The 23,694-nt window shown below is 38.8% G+C and carries 25 protein-coding genes; 13 read left to right on the forward strand and 12 right to left on the reverse strand.

All coding sequences use genetic code 11. The features are described 5' to 3' along the window. Positions 1-116: 116 nt before the first annotated feature. Together MK805_RS00150 and asnB are read right to left on the reverse strand one after the other, a co-directional pair. Entirely contained in the window at positions 117-965 is an 849-nt protein-coding gene (locus MK805_RS00150; protein WP_240873175.1) for a PIG-L family deacetylase, read from the reverse strand. Positions 966-989: 24 nt separating this feature from the next. Continuing rightward, complete coding sequence (asnB, locus tag MK805_RS00155; RefSeq protein WP_240873176.1) at positions 990-2,924, reverse strand: asparagine synthase (glutamine-hydrolyzing); 1,935 nt, start codon at positions 2,922-2,924, stop codon at positions 990-992. 598 nt (positions 2,925-3,522) lie between these two features. Here asnB and MK805_RS00160 point away from each other — a divergent pair. Continuing rightward, positions 3,523-5,112: an ATP-binding protein gene (locus tag MK805_RS00160; protein WP_240874222.1), complete on the forward strand. Its 1,590-nt coding sequence runs from the start codon at positions 3,523-3,525 to the stop codon at positions 5,110-5,112. 2 nt (positions 5,113-5,114) lie between these two features. Further along, on the forward strand, positions 5,115-5,810 hold the full coding sequence (locus MK805_RS00165; protein WP_240873177.1) for a response regulator: 696 nt from the start codon (positions 5,115-5,117) through the stop codon (positions 5,808-5,810). A gap of 39 nt (positions 5,811-5,849) precedes the next feature. On the opposite strand, the gene MK805_RS00170 is transcribed toward MK805_RS00165, so the two are convergent. Genes MK805_RS00170 through MK805_RS00180 form a run of 3 tightly spaced genes read right to left on the reverse strand, consistent with a single transcriptional unit; the run spans position 5,850 to position 8,623 of the window. Further along, positions 5,850-6,890: an ABC transporter substrate-binding protein gene (locus MK805_RS00170; protein ID WP_240873178.1), complete on the reverse strand. Its 1,041-nt coding sequence runs from the start codon at positions 6,888-6,890 to the stop codon at positions 5,850-5,852. Positions 6,891-6,939: 49 nt separating this feature from the next. Further along, entirely contained in the window at positions 6,940-7,797 is an 858-nt protein-coding gene (locus tag MK805_RS00175; RefSeq protein ID WP_240873179.1) for an ABC transporter permease, read from the reverse strand. Continuing rightward, positions 7,775-8,623 carry an ABC transporter ATP-binding protein gene (locus MK805_RS00180; protein WP_240873180.1) on the reverse strand — a complete coding sequence of 283 codons (849 nt, stop codon included), beginning with the start codon at positions 8,621-8,623 and terminating at the stop codon, positions 7,775-7,777. Before MK805_RS00180 ends, MK805_RS00175 begins: the two co-directional genes overlap by 23 nt. 326 nt (positions 8,624-8,949) lie before the next feature. On the opposite strand from MK805_RS00180, the gene MK805_RS00185 reads away from it, so the two are divergent. From MK805_RS00185 to MK805_RS00200, 4 genes are all read left to right on the forward strand, one after another. Continuing rightward, a complete protein-coding gene (locus MK805_RS00185) occupies positions 8,950-9,492 on the forward strand; it encodes a DUF4309 domain-containing protein (protein WP_240873181.1) in 543 nt (180 codons plus the stop codon). A gap of 246 nt (positions 9,493-9,738) precedes the next feature. Beyond that, complete coding sequence (locus MK805_RS00190; protein ID WP_240873182.1) at positions 9,739-11,580, forward strand: HEAT repeat domain-containing protein; 1,842 nt, start codon at positions 9,739-9,741, stop codon at positions 11,578-11,580. A 212-nt stretch (positions 11,581-11,792) separates the two neighbouring features. Next, the gene (locus MK805_RS00195) at positions 11,793-12,137 is read left to right on the forward strand and encodes a hypothetical protein (RefSeq protein WP_240873183.1); all 345 of its coding nucleotides are present in this window, start codon (positions 11,793-11,795) and stop codon (positions 12,135-12,137) included. Positions 12,138-12,507: 370 nt separating this feature from the next. Beyond that, entirely contained in the window at positions 12,508-12,732 is a 225-nt protein-coding gene (locus tag MK805_RS00200; RefSeq protein ID WP_240873184.1) for a hypothetical protein, read from the forward strand. Positions 12,733-12,877: 145 nt separating this feature from the next. Here MK805_RS00200 and MK805_RS00205 read toward each other — a convergent pair whose 3' ends face one another. Beyond that, a complete protein-coding gene (locus MK805_RS00205) occupies positions 12,878-13,252 on the reverse strand; it encodes a hypothetical protein (RefSeq protein WP_240873185.1) in 375 nt (124 codons plus the stop codon). A gap of 499 nt (positions 13,253-13,751) precedes the next feature. On the opposite strand from MK805_RS00205, the gene MK805_RS00210 reads away from it, so the two are divergent. Further along, positions 13,752-14,315, forward strand: coding sequence for a carbohydrate-binding protein (locus MK805_RS00210; protein ID WP_240873186.1), 564 nt, complete (start codon positions 13,752-13,754; stop codon positions 14,313-14,315). 2 nt (positions 14,316-14,317) lie between these two features. Here the strand turns inward: MK805_RS00210 and MK805_RS00215 are convergent, their stop codons facing one another. Next, entirely contained in the window at positions 14,318-14,590 is a 273-nt protein-coding gene (locus MK805_RS00215; RefSeq protein ID WP_240873187.1) for a hypothetical protein, read from the reverse strand. A 199-nt stretch (positions 14,591-14,789) separates the two neighbouring features. Between MK805_RS00215 and MK805_RS00220 the strand changes: the two genes are divergently transcribed. After that, a complete protein-coding gene (locus MK805_RS00220) occupies positions 14,790-15,182 on the forward strand; it encodes an acyl-CoA thioesterase (protein ID WP_240874224.1) in 393 nt (130 codons plus the stop codon). Here MK805_RS00220 and MK805_RS00225 read toward each other — a convergent pair. Further along, positions 15,170-15,388: a DUF1128 family protein gene (locus MK805_RS00225; protein ID WP_240873188.1), complete on the reverse strand. Its 219-nt coding sequence runs from the start codon at positions 15,386-15,388 to the stop codon at positions 15,170-15,172. The two genes, MK805_RS00220 and MK805_RS00225, sit on opposite strands and share 13 nt — an antisense overlap. Positions 15,389-15,421: 33 nt before the next feature. On the opposite strand from MK805_RS00225, the gene MK805_RS00230 reads away from it, so the two are divergent. After that, positions 15,422-15,805, forward strand: coding sequence for a DUF309 domain-containing protein (locus tag MK805_RS00230; RefSeq protein ID WP_240873189.1), 384 nt, complete (start codon positions 15,422-15,424; stop codon positions 15,803-15,805). On the opposite strand, the gene MK805_RS00235 is transcribed toward MK805_RS00230, so the two are convergent. Then, entirely contained in the window at positions 15,779-16,351 is a 573-nt protein-coding gene (locus MK805_RS00235; RefSeq protein ID WP_240873190.1) for a YdcF family protein, read from the reverse strand. The two genes, MK805_RS00230 and MK805_RS00235, sit on opposite strands and share 27 nt — an antisense overlap. After that, on the reverse strand, positions 16,344-16,688 hold the full coding sequence (locus tag MK805_RS00240) for a hypothetical protein (protein ID WP_240873191.1): 345 nt from the start codon (positions 16,686-16,688) through the stop codon (positions 16,344-16,346). The genes MK805_RS00235 and MK805_RS00240 overlap by 8 nt, the downstream gene beginning before the upstream one ends. A 119-nt stretch (positions 16,689-16,807) precedes the next feature. Here MK805_RS00240 and tpx point away from each other — a divergent pair, with 119 nt between their 5' ends. Together tpx and MK805_RS00250 are read left to right on the forward strand one after the other, a co-directional pair. After that, complete coding sequence (gene tpx / locus MK805_RS00245) at positions 16,808-17,335, forward strand: thiol peroxidase (protein WP_240873192.1); 528 nt, start codon at positions 16,808-16,810, stop codon at positions 17,333-17,335. Positions 17,336-17,660: 325 nt separating this feature from the next. Further along, the gene (locus tag MK805_RS00250; protein WP_240873193.1) at positions 17,661-18,467 is read left to right on the forward strand and encodes an ATP-binding cassette domain-containing protein; all 807 of its coding nucleotides are present in this window, start codon (positions 17,661-17,663) and stop codon (positions 18,465-18,467) included. A 337-nt stretch (positions 18,468-18,804) separates the two neighbouring features. Here the strand turns inward: MK805_RS00250 and MK805_RS00255 are convergent, their stop codons facing one another. After that, positions 18,805-19,602, reverse strand: a complete 798-nt coding sequence (locus MK805_RS00255; protein WP_240873194.1) for a CPBP family glutamic-type intramembrane protease — start codon at positions 19,600-19,602, stop codon at positions 18,805-18,807. Positions 19,603-19,821: 219 nt separating this feature from the next. On the opposite strand from MK805_RS00255, the gene MK805_RS00260 reads away from it, so the two are divergent. Continuing rightward, complete coding sequence (locus MK805_RS00260) at positions 19,822-20,109, forward strand: hypothetical protein (RefSeq protein ID WP_240873195.1); 288 nt, start codon at positions 19,822-19,824, stop codon at positions 20,107-20,109. Between the two features lie 127 nt (positions 20,110-20,236). Here the strand turns inward: MK805_RS00260 and acnA are convergent, their stop codons facing one another. Continuing rightward, positions 20,237-22,948 (reverse strand): aconitate hydratase AcnA, encoded by a 2,712-nt coding sequence (acnA, locus tag MK805_RS00265; protein WP_240873196.1) that lies wholly within the window; start codon positions 22,946-22,948, stop codon positions 20,237-20,239. A 194-nt stretch (positions 22,949-23,142) separates the two neighbouring features. Between acnA and MK805_RS00270 the strand changes: the two genes are divergently transcribed. Next, on the forward strand, positions 23,143-23,694 hold the full coding sequence (locus MK805_RS00270; RefSeq protein WP_240873197.1) for a class I SAM-dependent methyltransferase: 552 nt from the start codon (positions 23,143-23,145) through the stop codon (positions 23,692-23,694).

The raw sequence follows: 23,694 nt of genomic DNA on the forward strand, positions 1-23,694 counted from the left end.
ACAGAAGAACCGTCCCCTTGTAGCATTTATGATAGGACAATAGAAAAATCCCGATTTCTCAGGATGAAAAAAGAGAGATTGGGATTTTTTATGGGGTAATTCCAATATACCCCCTGCTATTCTTTTACTAAGATGGAATACTTATGGTTAAGAAAGCTGGTGAATTGATTGTGTACGCTCAAGTAGCCACATGCATACCATCCATGTTTAGGGTCCCATCGGTCATAATCGAGAACCGCTTTATTAAATATACGTTTATCCCTAGGGTCTATAGGGACAATTCGTTTACCTGTTAGGCGGTGTTCTGCAAAGCGAGACATGTAGATGGATGCATAAATATTTTTATGCTTGATTTTACCTTCCTTATATAGTTGATCTAATACCATACCTGTAATTGCGTGGTCAGGTAGAATATCATATCGACTTAATCCATTTTGTGTAACATGAGGAAAAGTTTGTTCAAAGTAGAGCGCTATTTTACGAATCAATTCCATTTTTGCTTTCAACTGCCGAGGATCATAGATATCTTTATGATTATTATCTATTCCTAAATCTTGACTAGAACGATTAAATTCTTTCACTCGAGCCAAACCAAGCTTATAAGGTGTCAGCTTTGGCTGAACGAGATGATTCAATCTTTTAATGATGGAAGATGTTTCTCCATGTGTAAACAATACAAGATAAACAACTTTTCCAGTATGAAGATCGTTTCGGATAGGAACACCATAGGTTAAAAGTTCGTCATCAGGATGAGGAACATAGTAAACAGAGATTTGTTTGTGTTTGAGTGCCTTTGAATCAAGTCGAAGTTGTTTGATGCTAATAACCACAGAATTTGACGGCATCTTCTTAGAGGTAACTTCGGCTGATACATGTCCATTACTGATTTCTACCTTATTGTATGCAAAATAGCAAATAACAAAAACTGAAGTAAATAATATAATGCGTATCATCCATTTCCCCATCTGTTTCCCCCCTAAGTTTGCTTTTTATGACCCTACCGTTTCGAGCTGAGGCATCGATATTGTTTTTTGCTTTTCCTTGTACCAGAGTTCAAGCGTAAGTAAAGTCCATAATAAACGTGCAGCTCGTTGTTTTTGTTCTGTATGTGATGAATCAAACAGTCTCATGACTTCTTGTTCTCGATAAAAATCACGTGTATAAGCATTTGGATCTAATAAAGTGGTTAACACAAAATCTTGCCACTCATCAAATATCCATGCAGTTAAAGGGATTGGAAATCCTGCTTTTTTACGTTTGATAACTTGACTAGGCAATAATGGTGTTAGAGCTTGTTTAACGATCCATTTTCCATTATTCCAACGAAGTTTTAAATTATCTTGTGTTTGTAGTGCATATTCCACAACTTGATTGTCTACAAATGGAACACGTAACTCAACAGAATGACTCATCGAAATATTGTCCGATTTTACAAATGTATTTTCAGGCAACCAAGCAAAAATATCAAAATAAGACATCTGTTGTAAAAAGCTTTTATCCCGTACAGGATACATTATCTTCTCTACTTGGGCTTGTGAATTTTGATACTTCATTTGATTCCATATTTCCTCTTGAAATAGTTGTCTTTTTTCTTCTTGTGTAAATAATCCACCAATCCCTTGATACCATTCCGAAGGATTTGTCAGTGTTTTTTGGATGGTACCCTGTCCTGGTAAGTCTAGCTGACTAGCTAATGAGAACCCTAGTTTCCGCACAGATTTGGGAGCTAGTTGGAGTACACGTAACCAGTTGGTTTGTTTATAGACCGCATACCCATTAAATAGCTCGTCTAAGCCTTCTCCACTAAAGATTACTTTACAGTTTGCTTTGCTAGCTAAACGAGATGCAAACCATAAAGGAATCATAGTTGGATCAGCAATTGGTTCACTTAAAGATCCAATAATAGAGGGTAGAGCTTCCAATGCTTGTTGTGCTGAATAGATCTCAAAAGTATGGTTGGAATCAAATGTTTTTGCTACAAGCTCAGCATCATCAATCTCAGAGTAATGACTACGATCTGTAGGTGTATTCGGTTGTTCAAACGCAACCGTGAACGTATTTGGCTGTTCTGAATGATACTTGTGGTGTACTGCCAATAACGCTGATGAATCTAATCCTCCACTAAGGAGTATTCCTGACTTTGTTTCAGATACAAACTGATCTTTTACAGCATTGAGGATAATGCTTTGTAATGCCCGAATTTTTTCATCGATTGTTTGGTTTGTTTGTTTTTCAGAAGAAAACCTTGGTTCAGGTCTCCAATAAAACCCAGTATCAATCTGATGATTGCTCTTTATAAGCATATATTGAGCTGGACTTATCTTTTTCACGTCTTGGAATATGGTATGGCTATTGGGTATAAACCGAAATGTATGATAATCTGAAAATCCTTGCATATCTAAAGCAGGCTCTTTTTCCAATTGGCTGAATAAAGCTTTTGTTTCGGATGCAAAAATCATTTGTGTTCCTGTATCCAAAAAATATAGAGGCTTTACGCCCATGCGATCTCGAGCTACTAATAAAGTTTGTTTTTCTTTATCCCAAAGAGCAAATGCAAAGATTCCTTTCAAAAATTGCATACATTTTTCCCCATATTCTTCATATAAGTGAATGATCACTTCAACATCAGAATGAGTAGAAAAAGAATGGCCAGATCTTTGGAGTTGATCACGTAATTTTTGGTGATTATATATTTCTCCATTACATACTAAGATGATGGATGAATTCTCATTAAAGATAGGTTGACTTCCATTTTCGATACCAACAATTGATAATCGATTCATTGCTAGCCCAATCATCTTATCTCGATAAACTCCATCTGTATCGGGACCTCGATGTTTCATTGATTGGAGCATAAGGTTCAATGATTCTTCTGTTGCTGGAGTATCTTCTGATTTGGATAGTATTGCTGCAATTCCGCACATAGACCTAGTAATACCTCCAATAAATGTGATTGCTTTTAGTATTTCCATAAATTTTATAACTAGAGACAGGAATATCCACTAGATCACATTAAATTTAGATTAGAAATAATCATTGAAGCGTACTACAAGTATAACTTTAAGAATTGCGAAGCTCTTGATCCACACCCTACCCTAACTTCTGCCTCCGCTTCAATAGAGTTCTATATTTAAAAGACGGATAGAAACTGAAAAAGTTCACCTTCCATTATCTACATTCTCCGTTCAAAAATAGGGCCATTTTTTATTTTTGAGCTTGATCGGCATTCCTCGAATCTGAATTTTCAAAACCCACATGATATAAATCAATCTCGATTAGTAAATAGTTCTCATTCATTTTTTTAGTCCTATAAAAAACATCAAAATCTATCAGATCATAATTGTAACCTTTTCCATTTCTTTTTTGAGAATAAATTATATAATATTTTTTAAAGGTAGTTAAATTTTGTATGGAAACTATCACCTCAAGTTTTGTATTTCCGTGAAAAAAAGCATCTCTTTTATTTTAATATTTTGAAAGGATTATATTTATCCCCTTAACAGGAGGTGAATCGCCAAATTGATGAAACAGAATGTAAAACTTCGGACAAAAATTAATATTTTTGTCGTATTGATTATAATGTTAATCTTAATTCTCGTTATATCCGTCTTATCTTTTAGCGTTATTCAATTGCGATTTCGAGATGTTGGGAATCGGGCACTTATTCTTTCTAGAACAATTGCAGATTCTCCTCAAATACGAGAAGCTTTTCGTAAAAAAAATCCTGCTGCCGTAATACAGCCATTAACCGAAAAAATAAGGCAAGAAACCGGTGCAGAGTTTATTGTTGTAGGGAATATGGACTTGATCCGCTATAGTCACCCTAACCCTGCTTTAATCGGAAAAAAGATGGTTGGTGGTGACAATAACTCAGTTTTGCACGGGAAAGAAAGCATTACCCAAGCAGTTGGTACACTTGGACTCTCTATACGCGGTAAAGTACCGATTTTCGATGATTACCATCATCAAATTGGTGTCGTCTCAGTCGGTTTTCTGATTGAAAATATATGGAATGATATTTTTGCAACGCTTGAGAACATTGGGATGGTTGCAGGGATTGGGCTTCTGCTCGGCTTCATTGGCGCTCATTTGCTTTCTGGACATATCAAAAAACAAATTTTCAATATGGAACCATATGAAATCGCTTTGTTAGCTCAAAATCAAGTGGCAATTATGGAATCAATCCGAGAAGGGATTTTAGCAGTAGATCAGGAAGGGAAAATTACTGCGTGTAACCAAGAGGCAAAACGAATTATGGGGTTAGATCTTTCCGATGAGATTATTGGTCAGCCGATTCAAGCTATTGTACCAAACTCTAGACTTCCAGAAGTTTTGAAAGAAGGAGTCAGTCAGATGGATCAACCCATCATCATTCAAAATACATTAGTTGTCGCCAATCTAATCCCCATTTGGTTGGATGGGAATGTTATCGGAGCTGTCTCCTCCTTCCGTGATAAAATAGAATTGGATCAAATAAACCAACAGCTGCATGATGTAGGGCATTATTTAGATGATTTACGAAGTCAAAGACATGAATTCATGAACCGCCTCCATGCTATTTCTGGAATGATACAATTAAAAGAATACGACCAAGTTACAAAATTTATCAGTCAAGTAAATCAAGAACAACAGCTGCTTATGGAATTTTTCCTAGCACAAGTACATGATCCAGCAGTAGTCGGTATTATCATCGGTAAAATGCATCGAGCAAAAGAGTTAGGTATTCAATTAACCGTCGATCCAACCTCGCATGTGCTCGATCCTTGCCCGCATAGAGAGGTTGTTATCTCTATTTTAGGCAATGCAATAGAAAATTCTTTGGAAGCGCTCTCAAAATCGAGGGAGATCCATCAAAATTCAACTATTTGTATCTATATCAATGACCAAGCAGATCACCTGGAAATAAAAGTTCACGACACAGGTCCAGGCCTGGACCCAAAAATTGAACAACATATATTTGAAGATGGAATTTCTTCAAAGGGAAAGAACCGTGGTTTTGGTTTGACCATCGTTCATCGGTTAGTTTCGAACATCGGCGGGGAAATTTCCATTGCATCAACAAGTACTGGAACCGTTTTACAAGCAACATTGCCTAAGCAAAGAGGTGATTAACTTTGTCGCAAAAAAATATTCAAGTAGTTGTAGTAGATGATGATTTTATGATCGCAAGGTTACATGGTAAGCTAGTCGATTCTATCCCTTGTTACCAATTAGCCGGAACAGCAAATAATTATGAAACCGCATTACATTTAGTAAACGAATTACAGCCGGATTTATTATTATTAGATGTATATATGCCAGATCGATCAGGAATGGAGTTAGTAAGAACCATTCGAGCTAAAACTTTGCCTTGCGATGTCATCTTAATCACGGCTGCAAAAGAATTGGAAGTTATCGAAGAAGGATTTCGCTTTGGAGTTTTTGATTATTTAATCAAGCCATTTGATCTGGATCGTTTACAGAAGACGTTAAAAAAATATTTTCAGTACAAAATGTCACTAGCAAAATCAAATACACTTTCCATCGATCAGACTGTTGTCGATGATTTAAAACAGTTGCGCTCTGTCAACCAATCGGTCAACCAACTTCAGCAAAAAGGAATCGATTTGCGTACGCTAGAACGTGTTCGAAACTGTTTACTGCAGGCAAATCGTTTTTTAAGTGCAGAAGAAGTAGCTAGTATGTCAGGTGTCAGCCGCTCAACAGCTAGAAATTACCTTGTCCATTTAGTTGAATCACAGCGAGCAGAAGAACAATTATTATATGGAACAGTAGGACGTCCCCAACGATTGTATCGCTGCAAAGATTAATGAATAAGCTGCCCATTCTCAAAGGGCAGCTTGTTTGGGTTATTTATTGGATTTACTTGCTTGATCCACAAATTTTGTCGTATAGGTATCTTCTAACTTGATATTTGCTTGCTTCAATTTTGGTTTAAATGTAGACAATACATCATATACTTTTGTTGGACCGTCAGCAGGCATTTTCCCATCAGCAGTAAACATCGATATACTATGCTTCAATGCTTTAATATATAAGTCTTTGTCACCAGCATAGTACTCACTAGGCATTTTGCTAGCAATTTCTTCTGGTTTGTGTGTTTGAATATATTTTAATGTTTTTTGAAATGCATTTACTATTTTTTGAACTACTTCTGGGTGAGATTTCACATAATCTGATTGCATGTATAAACTGGATGCCGGATAGTCTCCTCCAAGTGCTTGCTTGGTTCCTTCTTCACCTGACATATCTACAAGTGGAGTAGCGAGATGTTTTGCTTCCAAAAGAGAAACCGTTGGTTCTGTCGTTACTGCTAAATCAATTCTGCCTTGTTGCATGGAAGCAATCAATGTATTACCTGATCCTACAGGGACAGGGATGTAATCTTTTGATGTATATCCACCCTTGGTAACCAGATAGTTAGCCAAAAAATTAGTCGAAGCACCTAAAGAAGTGACACCGATTTTTTTGCCTTTCAAATCTTGAATTCCTTTGACTTGACCTAATAGTTTATTGGAGACCATCAACGTTTCACCTGGTGTAGAGGCAAACTGGATCACGGATGTGAGGTTTTTGCCTTTTGCTTGCAGATCGATGGTATGATCATAAAATCCAACAACCCCATCTACTTGTCCAGCGATCAATGCTTCCTCAGCAGTTTGCCCTGATCCTTGGTTGATCAGTTGTACATCTACTCCTTCTTGTTTGAAGTAACCAAGGTTTTCTGTCAGTTTTGCTGGTAAATAGATAATTTTCTCCATTCCGCCAACCATTATTTTTACTTTGGGTGAAGAAGAATTGCTGCTGGCATTACTACTACAAGCCGTTACTAATAAAGCTATTAATCCAACGATAAATGCCCATCTTAGTTTCCTGTATTTTCCCTTCATCTTTACTTAGCTCCTTTGTGCTATATTTTGAATATTTTTATTTAGAAACTTAGTCTTGACGCACATTTCGCCATGCGATAAATCGTTTTTCTAATCGTCCAACAGCCCAGTCTGCAATTAATGCTGTGATAGATAATAAAACCATCGCTGCAAATACTCCAGTTGTATCGAAAGCTCCTTGTGCTTGCGAAATAAGAAAGCCTAGTCCTTTTGTCGCACCGATAAATTCTCCTACCACTGCACCTACTAATGCAAATCCAAAACTGGAATGCAAACTCGAAAGTATCCAAGTAAGTGCGGATGGAATAATGACATGAACAGCCAACTGCCTTTTGTTTGCACCTAGCAGACGTGCATTATTAACTAGATTACGATCCACTTCTCTCACGCCTTGAAAAGCGTTGAAAAATACTACAAAAAAGGTAAGCGTCACTCCGAGGGCCACTTTTGAAGACATCCCCAAACCAAGCCAAAGAATAAAGATAGGAGCTAATACAACACGAGGCAGAGCATTTAACATTTGTATATATGGTCCAAAAATGACAGATAACACTTCACTCATACCTAGTGCGTAACCAGCAATGATACCCAAAATAACACCAATCACAAAGGAAAGAATCGTTTCTTCAAAGGTTACGATAAAATGTGTATATAGAGGGCCCTGGCTGGTTCCATTTTGAAACCAATCTATTATTTGTAAAAAAATTGCTTTGGGACTGGAGAAAAAGAAAGGATCAATCAGTTTGTAATTAGCAAGCAGCTGCCAGGCACCCATGATGACAATAAATACACCAATTTGTAGTCCAAGATTACGCAAACGACGCTTAAGAGCCTTTGTACGCATTTCTTTCAAACGAGAAACCGGCTCAGAGGAGAGCGAATTATTAAGACTGATTGGATTGCTCATAGCTAATCATCACCTCATCTCGTAAATCATTCCAAATTTGTTCATGTAATCTCATAAAATCAGCGTCAAACCGAATTTCTGATACATTTCTCGGACGAGGAAGGTCAATTTGATAGTCACCTTTTATCGTCGCGGCAGGACCTGCCGTTAGTACAACGACACGATCACTAAGTGCGATAGCCTCTTCTAGATCATGGGTAATAAAGATAACCGATGCAGATGTCTCTTCCCAAATGGTGAGAAGTTCACTCTCCATTAAAGAGCGTGTGTGGACATCAAGTGCTGAAAAAGATTCATCCATCAGCAATATTTGTGGTTGAATGATCAAGCATTGTGCTAGCGCAACACGTTTGCGCATTCCACCCGATAATTGATGAGGATAATGTTTTTCGAATCCTTTTAAGCCAACACGCTCGATCCATATTTTTGCTTCTTTATATGCTTCTGCCTTTTCGACTCCTCGTAAAGTAAGTCCTAAAGAAACATTATCGATCACTGTTTTCCAAGGAAAAGCATTTTCTGTTTGAAATACACACGCAGCATGCTGATTCATACCTTGAAGCGTTTCTCCTTGGATTTTTATGGTTCCGTTTGTCGGTTGATCAAATCCAGCTACTAGACTGAGCGTAGTAGATTTTCCACATCCCGTAGGCCCGACGATAGAACAAAATTCTCCTTTGCCAATTTGCAAATCAATATTGCGCAAAACAGTATGAACTTCACCTGATGGTTTGACAAACTCTTTACTGACTCCTGATAACTCGATCATGACAGGATCATTTTGTTTTGGTTTATTTGCAAGGCTTATATTTGTTGTGGAGTTCAATTTCCTGCTCCTTTCTCAATCTCCTATGGTAGCGCTTACATGAAGTTTATAAAAGGTTGAAGCTTTTGCATACATTTCGTTAATTAATTACAAATAAACAATAAATGTGATTTTGACGATTTTGTTAATGCGAAAAGTAGAAAGTGATCTTTTGTATATTACGAGATGTTATTGTATTGGTTATCCTGTTTAAAAATAAAAGAATTCTATATATGAATGTTATATATATTCTGTAAAATCTCACAGACGGAAAATATTCAAATATGGTAGGATAGGGTTGGATAAAGGTTTCTCATCTCAATTTTTAGGAAAAGGCTGGCGATACTGTGAAAAAATTAGCAAAAACGTTGCTTGCTACTACCCTTTTAGCTGGAGCAATTATACCAATCACTGCATCTATTCCAAATGCGCATGCTGCTTCTAAACATTCTAATGCTAAAGTATCCATACAGAAACAACATAAACAAACGCTTGACCAAGCACGCAAATTGGCCGCCCAAGGGAAAGTGATCAACAGTGAGCATTTTGGCCTAGGTTCCAAGAAAAAAGATATTGTGCGAAAATGGGGCAAACCCGACGCTACTGATAATATGGGAGTTGGACAAGAACAAATCGACTATAAAAAACGCGGCGTTAGTTTCTTCCTTTACAAAGGTACGGTAACAAGTGTAACAACAGAGGATAAACGTATTCTTGCCCTCACGCATGATGAAGTTTTGAAAGCATGGGGTAAACCATATAAACACGATCAAGGTGCCGGGCAAGTTTATGAAACGTATAAAGCAGGCAAACATGATATTGATATTCACTGGACCAATGTAACAGAGAAGAAAGAAGGATTGGAATTAGTAGATTTTACTGTGTCTTAAAAAAGTAAAACAAACAAATTGGATTTAATTTATAAAAAGTCGTATCTAAAAAGCTACTTAGATACGGTTTTTTTTGTACTTCTTATATTGGAAGAAAGGAATGATATAGGAAATGACTTGACCTCACCTTATTATTTTCCACGAGAGCTAAGTAGGATATATTAGAAACAGTGTTTTTAGTGTACATGATTGTGGAGAAAAAGACCTTGTGCTGTATGGAGGTTGAAAATAAAGGTGGTAGTTTTATTGAAAAGCAATTTATATGCATCTATTTTGGATTTAGCAAAAGGAAAAGAAAAGTCTCGTGTAAAAGTGGCAAAAAATCTCTTGTCTGCCCCTGTTGAAGAAAGAGAAGAGGCGATCATGCATGGACTACATGCAAAGGATTTCAAGGTTCGTCGAACAATTTTTGCTTTAATTGGTGAAATGCGGGATGAGAAGTTTGCGGATCAAATCTTTAAAGGATTAAAAGACAAACATTCTGATGTGGTACAGATGGCTGTTTGGGCTATGGGTAAGCTTAGATGGAAAAAAGGTGTTCCTGCTTTATCTGAGTTGGTGAACAAAGGGTTCGGATTTAAGGTTACCAAGACAATTGTTTGGGCAATTGGTGAAATCGGAGACCCATCCGCTGTAGCTGACTTGAATAACCTGTTGCTAGGAGCGAGTGCGAGGTTAACAGAAGGAATACTGATTAGTGGCATGAAGTTAGGTCACTCTGCTTTTATCAAGCTCATTCAATCGTTGGACTGTAAACAAGAAACTGTTCAGGCTGCACTAAAAGATGCTTCAAGTTCCAGTGGGAATATAAGAGGTGCTTTTATTCGAGCGATCGTTAGAACGAAAGATAACCAAGTGTTATCTTCCTTACTTGCTGCATTACCTTATGTTACTTTTTATGATGCCGATTATAAAAGATTAGTAGATGACTCTCGTGAAAATGTTCGATTAGCGGCTTGCCGCTCGATCGCAAACTCATTGCTACCTAAAAATATCAAGTTATCTTATCTTATCAAATTGCTTCGTGATTCTAGTAATGTAGTGGTTAAAACTTCTTTAGAACATCTTTCTTCCTATATAAATGAGGAGAGAGTCAAGAATAGCATAGAGTCATTAAAATTAAATCATCCCTCTCCCAAAATAAGAAATCTCGCAGAAACAGTGATAGAAAGTGAAACCGTATTACAGCAGATTCAAGCATCAGTTCCAAAATGGGGCCGCTATATTTTGGAGACTTTACCGGGATTAGAGTCTTTTGTAGCAGAAGAGGCAGCTTTGCAAGGGATTACCCTCCATAAAGGTGCAGGTGGTGATGGTTGGATTGAAGTGGTACAAGACGAACGGGACATAGAAAAATTACGATCACTACATACTATCATGCAGGTTCATGGTATCCTAGCTTATTTCAATGAGAAAGACAAGGATACTATCATCTTCAACCCGTATGTTCAAGAATACAACATAGGACAGCTAACCAATCGTTTTCAGGAAATAAAAATACAATCAACTATATTTCAAACAGTACCTGTTATAACAGAAAAAGAAATGATAAGACCTGCGAGAAGATTACGCTCAACCTCTCTTGATTGGCGGGTTGCCAGAGCAATGGTTTTATGCTCAAAACCTTCTTCTCACGATGTATTTGTTGATCCGACTTGTGGTTCTGGAACCTTACTGTTAGATCGTGCGGCATATGGATCTTATCGGTCACTAAAAGGTGGGGATCTGAATGTGGAGGCAGTTCAAACGGCGGCCGATAACCTAAGGGAATGGGAAAATGTTGATTTGCAAATTTGGGATGCTGCATCATTGCCATTAGCTGATAGCAGTGTGTCGGTAATGGTATCGAACTTACCTTTCGGTCGACGTGTAGGTGATCATGAGTCAAATGTGGCTCTGTATCCAATATTTATAAAGGAAGTTAACAGAGTACTTAATTCGGGTGGAAGGGCAGTCCTATTAACGCAAGAAGTAAAACTATTACATCATGCAATAACGCCTTATAAGAACCAATTTACGCTGGAATTAGATCAACCTGTAGAAATGGGTGGGCTAACGCCGCATATCATTGTGTTAAAAAAGGATTAGAGTTTGGGCAGTATCTTTCAAACAGATTGAGAAAAAATGGATTATTAGCAGATGACGGAATTGTAGTGATGATACACCCACCCACAAATGTATATCTCCAATGCGACAGAAGAACCGTCCCTAATGTCGCAGATGTTTGTATTTTCTCTTTGCTTTTCATATAATCGGACTAAGAAGTGAAAGTGTTGGTTGATCTCTCCGAGGAGAATGACATGAAGGTTCGTCCCTGGCACCTGATCCCGGCGCTCATCTTGATCATCGCGGCGTTGTTCGGCGCGTTCAAGTTCGGTGAGCACCAAACTGCAAAGGAAAGTAACCGACAGGGATACACCCGTGGATTCCTGGAGGGTTTCTCCGATGGAGCAGTCAAGGCAAGCGAAAAAATCGGAGGAAAGCGGGTTCGATGCGACCTCTCCTACCCCTCTAAGGGCGTCTATGCAGACGTCAACTGCCGACTCGTGAACGGACCGTGGGCGGCAGGTTGGTTCTGGCAGACCCCCAAGTGGGTGGGGCCTGGTCCTGCCGGACCAGCTACCAGTGGACCGAACGCAGAATGAGTTAAACCGGAAGCTGATCCCGCACTCCTGCACAGTGATGTGCAGGCAATCGGCTGAGTAATATCTTCGGATAAAACTCGGTCGATTGGTGATTTTAGAGAAGGTTTTAGAATATGGACATGGTAATTCTTGTTCTGTTGTTTGTCAGCTTATTTCATCGGTAAAATATCTCTTTGCTAAATTATTATATTTAATTTGTTTTGATGGTAAAAGCATTGACTTGGATGATATTTGAAAAGGTAAATTTAAAAGTAAAATGTAAATCAAAAGTAAAATAGAACGCCCATAGTATAGTATAATGATTTTATAGAAAAATCAAAATTCATCTATTGCAACAAAAAGGAGGGATAATTTGTTTCTTTTATCCATCATGAGCTTTTTTATTTTTGCTATCAGTGGAGTTCAATTGATTTCAGGAGGATATTTGCTAGTTGGTATTCCAGCGCTGGTAGTTTCTGGGGTGGTTCCGGTTCTATCTTCGCTTTGGAGTGGCCCAAGTTTAAATAGTTATGGTAGTGACGGCAGTTGGGATGATGACGGTGGTTGCTGTGATGCTCAGGGATGTGGATGTGGACCATGCTGGTATGTGAAATAATACATTTTGGGAGCTGCTAGTAATCTAGGAGGCCTAGAACCAGCAAATGTGACACAAAATACATTTTAGCTAAATAATGATAATCACCGATTCTCAGATCAGAATCGGTTTTTTTAATTTGAGATGACCATTATATCTTCCGAGATCAGCGATATAAAATCCCTAGCTTTATCTTTTGAACATATATTTCTTTGTTATTGACTGTTTCTATCTCGGTGCCTTTGGTCTTGCCATTGTCTTCAATCATCTGCTTTGTTATTTCCTTCACTTGGTCTGGCTTGATCTCCACTGGAGAAAACACAAAAAGCAGCAGGATAAAACTGGGTGTGACTACCTTATTGAGATCAAAATAGAAGTAAAGAAACGGAATACCATAATAAGCATAGTAACCTAAATAAAAGAGATAGCAAGAAATATACCAGACAGCGATTAAACTGCCGGAACCAAGCCATATTTCCGGAGATACCGAAAAAGATTGCTTAGGTGATGGGGATACTTTTATAGATTCTTCTTCATCCACCTCTTGTCTGGTTGCTTCTTCCTCTACTTCATATGTAATGGGTAAAAATATATGTGTGTTGCCGACTTGCTTTGTTTTTATCTGTATGTCATCTTCTCCGCTGTCTATTTTCCTTTTCTGTTATATTCTTTGTATATCAGCACTATCCTCGTGACAAAAGTATAAAAATTAGATGAATGTAAATCATATTGTGCCGGAACGCGCCCGAAGGAATATGGATTCATTTAAACGGAAAAGGGATCTTTCGAGAGCTGGAAAGAAGGGAGCCCGCGTCAGATTATCAAGTGTGAATTGGATTCGAATAAAGAACGATAATAAATCTCTTCCTAAGGATTTGCTATATCGTATATTGTGGAGTTTATTAGTATTGATATAGGACCAGAAAAAAAAGCTCACAAATTCGCTTTCATTTTTCGCCTTTCCTTCTCCTAAATATTCGGTATAATGAAAATTGGAAAGTAATTGGAAAGAAGGAAAATTTGTGGTTAGAGAGAAGCAAATGCTAGAAAGTCGTTTGGAGAAATTCACCAGAAAAGCAACAGTAGAAAAGCTTGTCAAAATCAGGCGGTATCGAATGATGCTATTTTCAGTGGGATTGAGTATGATCGTATTTGTGGCTTACTCTTTTATTTTTCCTGTCACAGTCAAAGAAGGTTCGATACATGTGATGAATGACAATCAAGCCCTTCCTCTTCGATCTGAAAAGGTACACTTTGCGATTACAAAAGAAGAAAAAACAAATAAGCCAATACAAAAGAAAGATGAAAAAACAATGCCTTCTACAGCTCAGCAAAGCATGGGCAAACTAGAAGAAGTTGCACCATCACCTAGCCAAGTTGCAACAAAAAAAGCAACTGTATTTCCAGTAAAACCGAAAGAAAATCGAGCGAAAAAAATTCCTCCTCAAATTTATCCCGAGTGGAATGAAAACAAAACATATCAAGCGGGAGATCGGGTGATGTATAAGGAAAAAGTATATCAAGCCAATGAGACAAACAAGAACTCTCCGCCTGATGAAAACAATGTTTTGTTTGGGGATTCATGGGATGAAGTGGAAGAATGAGATTAACTCCATTCCACTACTAACAAAATTTGATCCATAAAAATTCTCTTTGCCAACACTCCATTTTCGATTCCAATCCATTTATCATGGAAGGAAATCTCTGTAATATATCCACTGAATTGATGATCACCAAAAGGGGTTTGAAACAAGATGAGGAGCGGTTTTTCTTTTGTAAACGCATTTTCTAGTTTGTACATGAGGTCGTTTTCCATCGTGATATAAGGAACAGCTGGTAATGAAGCAGTTTGATTGGATTCTAGCAAAGGACGATTCACAGTAAAACCTCCCGAACAAAAGTTCTGTTACTCTTATTATAACCAAATATCCGTTCGGGTCAAGAGTGACAAATCATATTTTCTTTTCTAGAATAATGGGTAACCATTATTTTTTTGTATTTCCTGTGGCTAATATTGCAGGAAAACGCTTGCAAAGCAATACAAATTGTCTAAACTAAAAATAAAGGGGGGTTATATGGTGCAAGTATGTTTACCGATTGAGGTGCGATCCACAGAGATTGATGTAATGGGGCACGTGAATAATGCCAAGTATTTGGAGTATATGGAGTGGGGTAGAGAAGAGTGGTATAACCAAGCAAAACTGCCTTTTGATGAATTTACTCAGATGGGGATAGGCACGGTAACTGTTAGTATTCATATCCAATATCGGAAAGAAGCCACACTTGGTGAAAAGCTGATGATTAAAACAAAGCCACTCCGTTGTGGGAATAGCAGTTTTGTCTTTTTCCAAGAGATTCATAATGAAAAAGGAGAAGTGGTCGCTGATGCAGAGGTAATCAGTGTGACGATCGATCTGCAAAGTCGAAAGAGCAAACCACTTCCGGAATTGCTCAGGCGTTATTTTGATTGACGAAGGGAGCGAAGTTCTTCCAAGACGCCTTCGATTTCCATCAAGGTCAGTTTTCCTTGTTTCTTATTTACATACTCATATAACTCAACGATATCATCATAATCAGCTTCCGAATAATCTTCGGGCTGGATCAAAGCAGCATTCACTATATTTAAATGACTTTTGATCTCTAGGATCAGTGTTTCTAAATTTTTCTTGGTATTCAAAAGTTCTCATCCTTTTTATTTGAGGTTATTGCTATGTATGACCGTCAGTATATCATATTTTTGTACACGTTTAACGTATTGAGAGACTATTATGAGTGTCACGATTTACTAGAAGACTTGTGGCTAGAAGAAGGACGAGAGCCTTTCTACCAAGGATTACTTCAAGTAGCAGTTTCTTGTCACCACAGGAGGAATGGGAATCGTGCAGGAGCGATCAAATTGATGCAGTCTGCTATTCCCAAGTTATCCTTATATCCAGCTAACTGGCTGGGGATAAAAGTAGATAAAGTGGTCACGGATGCAACTGCTTACTTACATGAGTTGATCGCAGATTCGGAAAAGATTCCCAAAGAGATATGGATTGAAATTTGGGACCCAAAATTGATGAAGTTAGTGGAACAAATAAAGTTTCCATAGTGCTATACATTCCCGAAGTTTATGATACGGACCAAATAATACAGTGGAGTGTGCAGGTGCAGGGGAAACCTCTAGGTCAGCTTGCCTGGCATAGATTAATGCTCGGTACATATGATAGTCATGCGTAACGAGGTAAAGGGAATGAATAGGAATACCCATCAATATAGCTTTTGTATTTTGTAAGTTTTCTTTTGTGTTATGGGATTTGTCTTCTAAAATCATCTTATCAATTGGCACATGATGCTCCAGTAAATAAGTTCTCATCGCATTTGCTTCTGATTGCTGTTCATCATCACCTAACCCACCAGATAAGATAAAATAATCTATTTTCCCTGTTCGATATAGTTTAAGAGCTGTATTTAATCGTTCTCTCAGTGCTGGCGAAGGTTTATTATGCCAGAGAGAAGCTCCTAGTACAATCGCAGCATCACGCTTCTTGTTATCAGGGTATTGGTTATCATAATAGGATACCTTTATATATTGGTAAGTGATAAAGAGACACAAAAGCAAGAGACAGCCCAATAAAATCCATAAGCTCTTAATCATCTTGATGTTCATCCACCTCTTGAGGCACCATTGGGCAATTGGTTAGCTGAGAAGGATCAGGATGATCGATGATAAACTTTCCATTTTCTCGGTTTATATCAATCGATATGCCGTGTAACCATCGTTCATCATCAGGATACCAGACAAAAGGGATATTTCGAACTTTGGTTTTTTGGTATTCCGATTTTTGTTCGATCACTTCTAAACCAAATGATGGTGTATTGCATCCGGAAGTCAGCAGCACAATGCGGATGGCAAGGGGAACATTAATCGTTTCTTGAAATAATAATAATCGTAGTTTTGTCGCAGCTAATTCTGTTAATTTAATTTCCATCATTATCACCACTGTCTATTTTAAACCTAAATGTCGCTATTGCATAGGAATGTGGTAAACTATAAATTGTAGTTTCGATATAATCGTAAGTTCATTGAGCTTAGATACATAAGTAGGAGGGCATGACTATGGCAATCGAACGCGAAGCAGCAATTACCTTTAAAGGTGCTGCTAAAACACTAGTAGGACCAGAAATCAAAGTAGGAGATCAAGCTCCTTCCTTTACTGTGCTTGCAAATGATCTATCTCCTGTAACATTAGAGGATAGCAAAGGACAAGTCCGTATTATTAGCGTAGTACCTTCATTGGACACAGGTGTATGTGACGCCCAAACCCGTCGTTTTAACGAAGAAGCCAGCAAATTAGACAATGTAAAAGTATTGACCGTCAGCGTCGATCTTCCATTTGCTCAAAAACGTTGGTGCGGGGCGGCTGGGATTGATCAAGTACAAACCGTATCTGACCATCGTGATCTTTCCTTTGGGACGGCTTATGGTGTTGTAATTAAAGACCTTCGTCTTCTTACTCGTGCTGTATTTGTGATCGATAAAAATGATAAAGTAGTGTATGTGGAGTATTGCTCAGAAGCTACCAATCATCCAAACTATGAAGCGCCGGTGGAAGCTGCAAAAAAAGCAAGTCAAGCTTAATAACGTTAACAAAACGACTTCAATAATTTTCTATGGAGTCGTTTTTTTTATCAATATTTCGGGCCGTTTGAAATTATTTTTCGCAAAATTATCAGAATAAACATAATAAAACTATTAGTTGGTAATAGAAGGGTGAACATATAAAATTTACAGATATGTGTTTTTTAGTAATTTCACCTTTTATTTTCCATTCTATATGATAAGATATTTCCAGATAGAATTATTTACCATCTTGATATAATTTTTAAAAGAGTAAAAAAGTTGTTTTTAATCGGCTCAACAGTGAATATAACAAGACTTGTATTGGAAAGGATGGGAATTTTCTTTGTGGATTGAATGGTCTCATATTACCAAAAAGTATAATGCAAATAACGATAGAAACCAAGCAGGAGAACAAAAAAGTACGATCGGTTTATTAGATTTTTCTGCGACAGTACGTGCAGGTGTCACAGTAATATTAGGTCCAGAAGGTGCTGGGAAGTCTACTCTACTTCGGCTTACAGCAGCTACGATGTTACCAGATGATGGGAGAATTACGTTTGGTTCAAAAGAAGGAGATCGTTTTATTTGGTCACGCGGTAGTGTAGTAGCAAGTGATTCTACTAGTTTAAGTGATTGGCGGGATAAGATAGCTTATCTGCCGTCCGTACCTGCGCTTCGCTATGATGAAACAGTAGAAGAAACTTTGCTCTATTTTGCTCAGGTTCGTCGCGTAGCTTCTCCGAAAAAGGTTGCAGCAGAATGTATTGCTAAGTGGGGTTTAGCAGGCTGGAGAAAAACAAGTGTTTCCAAATTGATTGGACCGGTTCTTAAGCGTTATTATTTGTCTGAGTGTTTCGTAAAATCCCCTACCATTTTATTGTTAGATGAACCGACAAAAGGATTGGACCCAATAGGAAAACATATCTTATGGCAAGAAATTACCAATCAGCCGAAAGATCGGATCATTTTGATCAGCACGAGCAATTTAGCGTTTGCAGAGTGTGCGGATGACTTGATTTTATTGGAAAAAGGTTCATGTCGGAGATTAGGAAGGAAGAAATACTTGACAGCAAGTGTCAAAAAGGGAACCGTCGAAGATTGGTACAGAGCCATGCAAACGTTTTCTGATTTGAAAATACAAGAACAGTGAAAGTATTCCTTTATGAGAGATAAAAATGCATCGCCCCCCTTGGATGATTGTAACACGTATCCAAGGGGGACTTTTTTTGTGTTTGCTGGAGCTCCATCTAGGTAGAGTTTTCGATCTGTCTCTGAAAGGTTTTTGTCCTGAAGATTCCTTAGTGTCTCTGACAACATTTCCCAGTGCATGGAATCGGCTGCTCTAAACATCCAAAAAGCAATCCGCAGGACAAACAAAAAGCGAATAGGGCTCAAAGCATAACCGTATCTCATGACACGTTCACCTGTTTGGTGGATGACAAATAGCGCTGCCAAGCCAAACATGGCTACCTTGTCCAACATCTGAATCATGCTGAACAGCTGGGAGATGAGCAGGCTCTTCCAGAAAAGTCGGGCGATGGCAGATGAGAGAGTACTGCTCCGCCAAGCCAAACTAGGTGGTACAGGCAAAGGAGTTTGTACTTTTTCCACCAAAAAGATGTCTTGCAATATACAGAGAAGAGAACCATGTCGTAGATGATATGTGTCATCACGGACACGAAGATCCCATGAGACACATATACCATCGTAAAGAAAAGACCACCGAGGTAAAACACCGGTAGTACGGCAGGCCACTTCTTGATATTTGCCCTGAGCAGCAGCAGATGGAGGACAGCCCAGATCGTGATCCCTGTGAAATTGAGCACAAAGAAGGCGAGATTACTGTCTAGGCTCAGAGCCTTTCGCAGTTTATCGAGAAGAAAGCGAAAAATGAACTCTTCCCCGAATAGAACCAGCATGTGTACGGCAAACTGTCGGCTGGCATGTTTGGTTCTGTTTGTATCACGATGATGAGATGTACCAAGAACCTTTGAGAGCAGGGGAATGGTAGTAATCATCGTGGGCACCATCACTGCTACTATTGCCACGATAGCAGGAGCGGATGCTGTTTTTTCGCCGTATGTTCGAACTTCTGCGAGATTTCCAGCTAGAAACTTGCTAGTGATGTGAAAAAACAGCACCATTCCATCTGAAGTCCAAGCAAAAATGGCGAGTACTAGCCATGTCCCAGCCAAGGTCCACCATGCAAGCTTTTGTTTTTCATGTTTTGGTGCTATCAAGGACATGAGTAGAAAGCTGGCATAGTTGGTTGAGCGGTGATGCATGTGGTTCTCCTTAGAGTGGAAGCCGCTGATTCTTTTATTTTATCATCTTATGTATATGATGTAATGTTTCTTGATGTATGAAAGCTTATACGAAATCCTACAGTTAAAGGACAGGTTTATACAAACTGTCCTTTTCCAATTTTCTAACTATGTAAGTTGTTTTCTGCAGTAGAAATTTTAATGGGAATATAGAAATAATTTCATTTATAATAATATTTGATGTCTTGGAAAGGGGTTTATAACATCATGAAAAAGCAATTGGACATGGAAAGATTGATCCAAGAGGTAATGGGTTTTCAGTCAGATAAGACCAATCTAAATATAGATCAGACTGCAATGGAGTTACTGGATGCGAAGCAATATCAGATTGATCTAATTAGAAAGCATCTTCGTGGAGATTTAGCGAGGGAATTTGCCGAGCCAAAACTGCAAGAAATACAAGAAGAAATCCAACGATTAGAAGCAGAGTTACAAAGAAAATCTTATTGGTGGTTAAGGGATTTCTAGGATTTCTATAAAAAAGAAAAAAGCGGCCAGATTTGGCCGCTGTATTTTTTAAGACTAGGGTCGTAGAAGAAGATAAAACTGTGGGTCGTATCTTCTATCTTTCATTTTCGATAAGCTAAGGTCAAGATTAAACCGTAACACCTTGATCATCTAAAATTTGACGAAGAACGGTTTGCAGGATACCACCATTGCGGTAGTATTCTACATCTACTACACTATCCAGACGTACGATTGCTTGGAAGGAAGTAGTGGTGCCATCTTCTTTTACCGCTTTTACGGTTAGGATATCTCCTGGTTTTACTTGGTCATTCAAATCAGCGATGTGGAATACTTCTTCACCAGTTAAACCAAGCGAACTTGCAGATTCACCCTCTTTAAACTGAAGAGGAAGTACTCCCATTCCAACTAAGTTACTGCGGTGAATTCGTTCAAAGCTTTCTGCGATAACGGCTTTAACACCAAGTAAATTTGTACCTTTCGCTGCCCAGTCACGGGAGCTGCCAGTACCATATTCTTTTCCAGCTAGGACAACAAGCGGAGTGTCTTCTTGTTGATAACGCATTGCAGCATCATAGATAGAAAGAACCTCACCTGTTGGAAGATGTTTGGTCACACCGCCTTCTGAACCAGGAACCATTTTGTTGCGGATACGGATATTAGCAAAGGTACCTCTTGTCATGACACGGTCATTACCACGACGGGAACCGTAAGAGTTAAAGTCTTTTATCGCAACATGGTTATCTTGCAAGTATCGCCCTGCTGGACTGGATGGCGCAATACTGCCTGCTGGGGAAATATGGTCCGTAGTTACCGAATCACCTAAGACGGCAAGTGCTCGTGCGCCGCGAATTGCTTCGATATTTCCCGAATTGGAATCTAGATTGACAAAGAAAGGCGGTTCTTGAATATAGGTGGATTTTTCATCCCACTCATATAGCACACCTTTTGGTGTAGGCAAGGCATTCCATGCTTCATTTGCATCAAATACTTTGCTGTATTGCGTACGGAATTGTTCGCTATCGATTGCTTTTTCCATTACTTGGCTGATTTCAAATGAACTTGGCCAGATATCACGAAGATAAACCGGTTGTCCGTTTGGATCTTTACCAATTGGGTCTGTTTCAAAATCGATATTGACTGTTCCAGCAAGAGCATAGGCGACAACAAGTGGAGGGGAAGCCAAGTAGTTTGCTTTTACCAATGGGTGAATCCGGCCTTCAAAGTTGCGGTTTCCACTGAGTACAGAAGCAACAGTCAGGTCATTATCAGTGATTGCATTGCTTACATCATCAGCAAGTGGTCCACTGTTTCCGATACAAGTTGCACAGCCATAACCTACGACATTAAAACCTAGCTTTTCTAACGAAGGAAGCAAGTTAGCTTTTTCTAAGTATCTAGTTACGACTTGCGAACCTGGAGTGAGACTGCTTTTTACATAAGCTGGAACCTCTAACCCTTTTTCTACTGCTTTCTTGGCGATAAGCCCAGCACCAATCATGACAGAAGGGTTGGAAGTATTGGTACAGCTAGTAATTGCAGCAATGGCAACAGCTCCGTGGGGCAGCTCATAGGTTTTTCCATCTCTTGTTATGCTGCCAGTTGCGTCTAATTGGTCTTCTGTAAGACCAAAACCACGTTCGTCGATCGGTTTTACTAGTGTATTTTGCCACACTTTTTTCATATCGCTGAGGTTTACACGGTCCTGTGGACGCTTAGGACCTGCTAAACTTGGTTTTACATCATTTAAATCCAATTCTACCGTATCACGGAAGAATGGATCTGGTGTGTCATCGGTACGGAATAATCCTTGTTTGATGCAGTATTCACGGATCAAATCGATATGATCTTGATCTCGTCCTGTCTGAGCAAGGTAATGAAGAGCCTCTTCATCGACTGGGAAAAATCCAACAGTGGCTCCATACTCAGGGGCCATATTAGCAACAGTAGCACGATCAGCTAGGCTGAGATTGCTAAGTCCAGCTCCATAAAACTCAACAAATTTCCCAACTACTCCTTTTTTACGGAGAAGTTCGGTAACAGTAAGTGCAAGGTCAGTAGCCGTCGCACCTTCTGGTAATTTTCCGGTAAGTTTAAATCCAACTACTTCTGGAGTTACAAAATATAATGGTTGACCAAGCATTCCTGCTTCCGCTTCGATACCACCAACACCCCATCCGACAACCCCAAGACCGTTTACCATAGTAGTATGGGAATCCGTTCCGACAAGGGAGTCAGGATAGAGAATAGTTTCTCCTGCTTCTTCTTTCGATGCAACGACGCTTGCGAGAAATTCCAAGTTAACTTGGTGCACGATCCCGGTAGCTGGTGGAACTGCACGGAAGTTGGAGAAAGCTTCTTTTGCCCAGCGAAGCAAACGATAACGCTCTGCATTGCGCTCAAATTCCAATTTCATGTTCGTAGTAAGCGCAGTAGCTGTTCCTGCTTCGTCTACCATGACAGAGTGGTCAATGACTAGATCGACTGGAATGAGAGGATTGATTCGTTTGGGATCACCACCGACACGTGCCATAGCAGAACGAAGGGCTGCCAGGTCGACAACAGCAGGAACTCCTGTAAAGTCTTGCAGCACAATACGTGCAGGTTTGAATGCGATTTCTTTATCGCTTTTGTTTTTCGTCCATTTTAAGAGTTGATCAATATGCTCAGTGGTTACAGATTTTCCATCAAATCCGCGGACAGCTGCTTCTAGAATTACTTTGATGGAAAAGGGAAGTTTAGAAACATCTCCTAATCCTTGTTTTTCCAATTGATTGATATCATACATCACATAAGAACGGTCTTTGATTTTCAAGGGAACTCGTACTTTGGATAAATCCATAGAAGAGGACCTCCTTCATTGGTTGTTTCACTAGGTGGAATCCGGTTTCTTTTTCGTACTCATTATAACGTGATTTCGTATTTCTGTAAATCGACTTATAACTATTTTTTCTTCAGGGAATCTTAAGAATACCTTATTTTACTTTTCTTTTCATTTTGCCTTGTTAAGCTGTAATCGCAAAGAGAGGAAGTGGCATGATGCAATTTCAGTTGCTTGAACGTTTTCTAACTTCACCAAGGAGTATTGGTAGTATTGTACCCAGTTCGAAGTTTTTGGTACATGCTTTGGTCAATCCAATTCCTTGGGACAGGATAAAAACAGTAGTAGAGCTTGGGGGTGGCACAGGTGTAGTCACCAAGGAAATTCAAAAGCGGATTGCACCAGGTGCAAAAGCCATTATATTTGAAAACGACCCCATCCTTAGCAAACAACTAAGAGAGCGATTTCCGCATTTTCAGCATGCAGAAGATGCGGAACAAATGCGATATACATTCCAGAAAAATGGCATTCAAAAAGTGGATGCAATTATATCGTGTTTGCCATTTGCCAACTTTCCCAGCTTTTTAACGACAAGAATTTTACAGGAATCAAGTCGTGCTCTACATGACGATGGAGTTTTTGTTCAATTTCAATATTCCTTACAAATGCGCAAACACCTCTTGGCACATTTTTCACAAGTAAGTGTTCGCTTTATACCTATAAATATACCACCAAGTTTTGTTTATATTTGCAAGCCGAGTGGGTGA

The organism is Shimazuella soli, assembly GCF_022511585.1.
In the GTDB taxonomy this organism is placed as follows: Bacteria; Bacillota; Bacilli; order Thermoactinomycetales; family Thermoactinomycetaceae; genus Shimazuella; species Shimazuella soli.